Annotated in this window: 3 protein-coding genes and 1 pseudogene; 3 read left to right on the top strand and 1 reads right to left on the bottom strand. The window is 34.9% G+C overall.

What is annotated here, in order from left to right; translation table 11 throughout:
- Window positions 1–98: 98 nt before the first annotated feature.
- From JOD18_RS23950 to JOD18_RS23940, 3 genes and pseudogenes are all read left to right on the top strand, one after another.
- Window positions 99–1166: pseudogene (locus tag JOD18_RS23950) on the top strand (sensor histidine kinase); the annotation flags it as partial.
- A gap of 166 nt (window positions 1167–1332) precedes the next feature.
- A complete protein-coding gene (locus JOD18_RS23945) occupies window positions 1333–2154 on the top strand; it encodes a polysaccharide deacetylase family protein (RefSeq protein WP_204671976.1) in 822 nt (273 codons plus the stop codon).
- 29 nt (window positions 2155–2183) lie between these two features.
- Window positions 2184–2891 (top strand): N-acetylmuramoyl-L-alanine amidase family protein, encoded by a 708-nt coding sequence (locus tag JOD18_RS23940; protein ID WP_204671974.1) that lies wholly within the window; start codon window positions 2184–2186, stop codon window positions 2889–2891.
- A 661-nt stretch (window positions 2892–3552) separates the two neighbouring features.
- Here the strand turns inward: JOD18_RS23940 and JOD18_RS23935 are convergent.
- Window positions 3553–3744: hypothetical protein (locus tag JOD18_RS23935; protein WP_204671972.1), on the bottom strand; the 192-nt coding region annotated here is incomplete at its 5' end.

Raw genomic sequence — 3744 nt, 5'->3', positions numbered from 1 at the left:
ATCATATCGTTTTACCATCCTGGACACTCCTAAAGATTATTATATTTAGTATAAAAATCCCCATTTGGTATGTCCAATTATTAGACTAACATCAAGATACAGAAATACAGGATTTCGAGCAAGATAATATTCAATATAAGCTACTCGTTAATGCAGCCAAAAATAGCAATGGGGAAACGATTTATTTTTATACGATGGCTTCCTTACAACCAGTTAATGAAGCCGTACAAATGATTAAAGAATATTATATATATATCGTTCTATTTGTTGTAGCGTTAGTTTTGTTAGCTGCTTTTTATTATTCAAAAGGAATCGCAAGACCTTTATTACGTATAAATGATGCTACGAAAAGAATGACAAATTTGGACTTCCCTGAGAAAATTACTGTTCAATCCAAAGATGAGATTGGCGAATTAGCAAACAATATTAATTTTCTTTCTACAACATTACAGTCCTATATCGATCAACTGCAACAGGATGTCGAGAAGGAACGACAACTAGAACAAACACGGAAAGATTTCATTGCAGGGGTATCCCATGAGCTGAAAACTCCGCTAAGTATTATGAAAAGCTGTATGGCAATTCTTCAAGACGGGGTTGCAGTTGAAAAGAAAGATCATTATTTTAGTGCGATGGAAAATGAGGTAAACCGCATGGATCGGTTGATCGCGGATATGCTAGAACTGGCTAAATATGAATCAGGGACATATAAAATCGAAATGGAATCCTTTTTCATTGATGAATTGATTCGTTCGGTTTATAATCAACTGTCATTAAAAGTAATCGATCAAGAAATAGAGGTGAATCTAAATCTTCAATCGATTGAAGTAATCGCTAATCATGATCGAATGGAACAAGTTATTACTAATTTTCTTTCTAATGCGATTCAACATACACCAGACAAAGGGAAAATAGCCGTTTCAACGATCAATGAGGAAGAGAAGGTAAAGGTCACTGTAGAAAACGAAGGAATTCATATTGATGAGGAACAGCTAGATAAAATTTGGGATCGTTTTTATCAAGGAGAGAAAACTCAACGCTCAAAACAGGGTACAGGTTTAGGACTTGCTATTTCTAAAAATATTTTAAAGCTTCATGATGTTCCATTCGGAGTATTTAATACTGAAATAGGAGTATGTTTTTACTTTTATTTAAATAAAGTGTGATATTAGCTTGATTAAACCATTCGTTTAATACCTAATACGGTATTAAACGAATGGTTTTTTTATGCAATTCAATCTTTAGCTTATATACACTTTATCTTTATCTGATCTTTATTTCCCTATACTAATCTATCAATAGAAAATAACAACATAGAATTGAGGTTTTCATATGAAGAAGATTAGTATAATTATCTGCTTCGTCTTTCTTCTCACTATTTCTGCCTGTCAAAGTGAACAGATTACGTATCAAATGAACCCACCAAAAAAGGAGATCGAACTAAATAATGTAAAGTCATTAAACGAGGATTCTAATAATGAAGATGCCTCATCGGAGGGTGATCAACCCCAAGATACTGGGAAAGTTGTTTATCTAACATTTGATGATGGACCTACTTCTGTAACAAAAAATATCTTAGATACGCTTAAGCAATTTAATGCTAAAGCGACATTTTTTATGTTAGAGCCTGAAATGAGAGAGTTTCCAGATATAGTAAGAAAGATGGTGGAAGACGGCCATGCTGTGGGAATGCATGGAGTTACGCATGACAAAGATCAATTTTATGCTTCTGAGCAAACTGCTCTTGAAGAAATGATCAAAGCTCAGGAAACTCTTCAAGACATTACTGGCGTTGATTCCAAACTGATACGAACACCATATGGCAGTATTCCTTATCTAACCGAATCTTATCGAGAGGCTTTGACTAGTAAAGGGTTTCAATTATGGGATTGGAATGTTGACAGTAGTGATTGGTCATTATCAGGTGACCAATATGTAGATTCTGTTATGAATCAAATCGAAAACTTAGCTAGTGAAGGGGTTACATCTATTGTTCTGATGCATGATCAAGCAGAGACTGCGAATCACCTATCCACCCTATTAACTTATTTATCTGAAAACGGGTTTCAAACAAAGAAAATCAATGATAACACCGAACCATATAACTTTAACTGTTATGACCGTTGTCATTCACTGAACTCAATACAAAATTAACTTAAATGCATCGAAGGAGAGAGTATTATATGAAAAAATGGCTGCGACTTCTACTATTATTATTATTTATTGGTTTATTGTATTTTACCCTAACCGACAAACTAGAACCTGATACATCGAATAAGGCAGATACTACTAATAACAAGGCAGATACTACTAATAACAAGACAGATACTACTAACACTCCTTCAAATGAAGAAAAATATAAGGTTGTCATTGACCCTGGACATGGCGGTGAAGACCCTGGTGCTATCGGTGCTAGTGGATACGAAAAAGATTTTACATTAAGTTTGGCTAAAAAGATCTCGATTTTATTGCAAGATGAACCAAAACTTGAGGTACACATGACGAGAGAAGAAGATGTTTTTCTATCAGCAGAAACTCGAGAAAGGACTAATTATGCTAATAACATAGATGCCGATGTGTTTATATCATTACATGCTAATACATTTACGGATCCATCTGTTTCTGGTACTGAATCCTTCTATTATCATAAAAATTCGAAACGATTGGCGAATATTATACACAGACATGTTTCAGAAACGACTGGTTTTCGTAACCGTGGTGTAAAAAAAGAAAACTTTTTTGTTTTAAAAGATACTACTATGCCTGCAGTTTTACTTGAAATCGGCTATATAACAAACCCAGAAGATGAACAAAAAATGCTGACAGACGATTTTCAACAATCTGTAGCAGAATCTATTAAGAGTGGAATCAAAGAGTTTTTAATAGATTAAAAGAGTGTAACGCAAAAGCCATTGGATTTAGAGTAGTCGATTGAAATTAAGTATATTGATGAAAGTAACTATTCGTCCGGTAGAGCAAGCCGGAATCCCGGTAATCCCACCCGAAACAAAGTCAATGAGTGAATTGCCTGAATAAGATATTATTTCCATGTACATTCAGATGCTGAGCAATGACTTTATCATTGATGTAAAGCTTGGGAACCATGCCGTCAGCCAAAAAGCAGAGATAATGTTATTGAATGAGGTGTTTCATAAAAAACTATCTAACGGGGGACGTTAGTTCAACAAAACAGTGGCAGTCTAGGACTTTATTTTTCGGTCTAAGGCTGCTTGCTGTTTCTAAATTCAAGACAGTCAATCGTTAGAGGTGCGGATAGTTGATCATTCCTTACATGTATTTCGATGTTGTAAGCTACATAGGAATCGCCCCGACAACAAAAAGGAGATTCCTCTCCAAAGAATCCTCCATACGAAAATACCCTTTTCTTGAATATTGGATTATGGCTTCATCCTTATTTTGTTTTTATATTGAATCACCCGTACAGGCTGGACATTAATAGGGATGGATAGAGTGAATGGCATTTTGCCGGCAATAATAAATGAAAATGACTTGGGAACCACTTAGGAACTCAAGTCATTTTTATTGAGATTGTCACTTTTTGGAGGACTCTTGTTCTTTAATATCGTTCTGTTCAACCATCGTTTTACCCTTAGCAACTAAGAAAATATAAAAAAAGAGCGAACTCCTTTTTGAACTGCACCCTGTCAAGTAGACAGTGAAAAAACAAAAATCTATGCAACAGTCTGGTACCGATATTCCAACGGTGCCAGGCTGTTTAATTTC

Source organism: Gracilibacillus alcaliphilus (genome assembly GCF_016909015.1).
Taxonomy (GTDB): Bacteria; Bacillota; Bacilli; order Bacillales; family Amphibacillaceae; genus Gracilibacillus; species Gracilibacillus alcaliphilus.
Note: the sequence above shows the minus strand (reverse complement) of the source record. Positions and strands in the feature narration are given on the sequence as shown.

Coding starts and splice junctions, on each gene's coding strand:
- JOD18_RS23940 (WP_204671974.1), top strand. CDS start 2,184: ATGAAAAAATGGCTGCGACTTCTACTATTATTATTATTTATTGGTTTA.
- JOD18_RS23945 (WP_204671976.1), top strand. CDS start 1,333: ATGAAGAAGATTAGTATAATTATCTGCTTCGTCTTTCTTCTCACTATT.